This is a genomic window from Mycobacterium sp., assembly GCF_050701675.1.
In the GTDB taxonomy this organism is placed as follows: Bacteria; Actinomycetota; Actinomycetes; order Mycobacteriales; family Mycobacteriaceae; genus Mycobacterium.
Genome location: NZ_JBOGDD010000215.1, coordinates 1 through 1,527, shown reverse-complemented (window position 1 = coordinate 1,527; position 1,527 = coordinate 1). Strand labels below are relative to the sequence as shown.

The window sequence follows — 1,527 nt, the reverse complement described above, 5'->3', positions numbered from 1 at the left end:
TGGAATGTGCATCGGTACCTCCCTTCGTCTCGCCCGTCGATGCGGACATGGTGTTGAACGCATCCCAGGCACGACTAATTCGCGCCCTCAGAGGTAGGGATCGGCCCAGGCGCTGATGATCCGGGCCGCTCGAGCTGCCTGGTTCTTTCCGGTGAGAAGGTGGTCGGCGCCTTCGAGCGAGACGAAGCTGCGGGGGTGCCTCGCGGTGCGGAAGATCTCGCTGGCGTTCACGATGCCGACGGTGTTGTCGGTGGGCGAGTGCATGACGAGCAGTGCCCGGCGCAGCGTTCTGATCCGCTCGCGTAGATCGGCGGCGCGGATGTCTTCGATGAAGTGCCGCTTGAGGGTGAGCGCCTTGCCACCGGCCAGGAAGGGCGCCTCGCCGTCGGCCTCGATGCGCTGGATGAGGGCGTCGTAGTTGTGCTCGACGTGAGCGGGTTCGTAGGGCGCGCCGACACTGGCCACCGCCGCAACCGTGGGGCAGTCGTGGGCGGCGGCGATCACGGCCGCGCCCCCGAAGGAATGCCCGACCAGCAGCGTGACCTCGCGGCGCGACCCGTTCATGAACTCCACCGCGCGGACGGTGTCGTCGACCTTGTGCGAGAACGAGCCGTCGCCCCAGTCGCCCTCGGAATGACCAAGACCGAGGTTGTCGAAGCGGAGCATGCCGATGCCCTCGCTGGCGAGCTGCTTGCAGATCCGGCTCGCCGCCGGGCAGTCCTTGCCGAGGGTGAAGCCATGGGCGAACACACCCCATCCGCGCACCTCGCCCTCCGGCACGTCGACGATGCCCGCCAAGGCGGGGCCGGTGGTGCTGGGGAACGACACTCGCTCTGCCACGCGGATCATCCTGTCACCACGACGAGTCCGTCGACGGTGAACGGGGCTCGACCCGAGGCCGCACCCGCGTTACGGCATTCCCGCCGAGACGACCGCGTCGAGTGCGTCGAGCGTTGGACGTAATCCCGCCGTCCGCACCGTTCCACCGCGGGTCCACGCCCAGAGTGCAAGATCACCCACCGGAGCGCTGACCGTCGCCGATGGTCGGCCCGCGGTGGCCCGCCTCGCCCTTGGTCCATCCAGGGTGCTGCCGGGTTGCCGTCCAGACGCGGCCCACGAACCCACCTCGACGAGCCAGCTCCCGCCCGTATCGGCTGCGACGAGCTCGACCACGGCGGTCGGCTGGTAGACCGCGCCGTCGGGCATCCATCCCCACATCACGTCCACGGCATGGTCGATGGCACCGGATGAGACCTCGTCGGCGACCGGCCCGATGGGCAGGCCAGCCGCCAACTCGGCGTCGACCCGGTGCATCGTGGCTTCGTAGGTCTGCATGCGGCGGGTGAACCCGACGCTCTGATCGTCGGGCCACCACGACCAACAGCGCTCGGCGTCCTCGCGGCTCGCAAGCTGTTCGAGCAGCGCGCCCGTCGCCTGCTCACGTAGCGCCAGCAGGTCGGCAATCGCACTCGGACGAGGTGGCTTGGACCGTTCGTTCGTAGTCTTTTAGTCAGCTCTGTGGACAAG

General features: G+C 68.5%; 1 protein-coding gene and 1 pseudogene. Both read right to left on the bottom strand.

What is annotated here, in order from left to right; genetic code table 11:
- Positions 1–87: 87 nt before the first annotated feature.
- A complete protein-coding gene (locus tag ACRDUX_RS06295; protein WP_526412057.1) occupies positions 88–840 on the bottom strand; it encodes an alpha/beta hydrolase family protein in 753 nt (250 codons plus the stop codon).
- Positions 841–909: 69 nt separating this feature from the next.
- Positions 910–1,482 (bottom strand): annotated as a pseudogene (locus ACRDUX_RS06290) (maleylpyruvate isomerase N-terminal domain-containing protein); the annotation flags it as partial.
- Positions 1,483–1,527 lie beyond the last annotated feature (45 nt).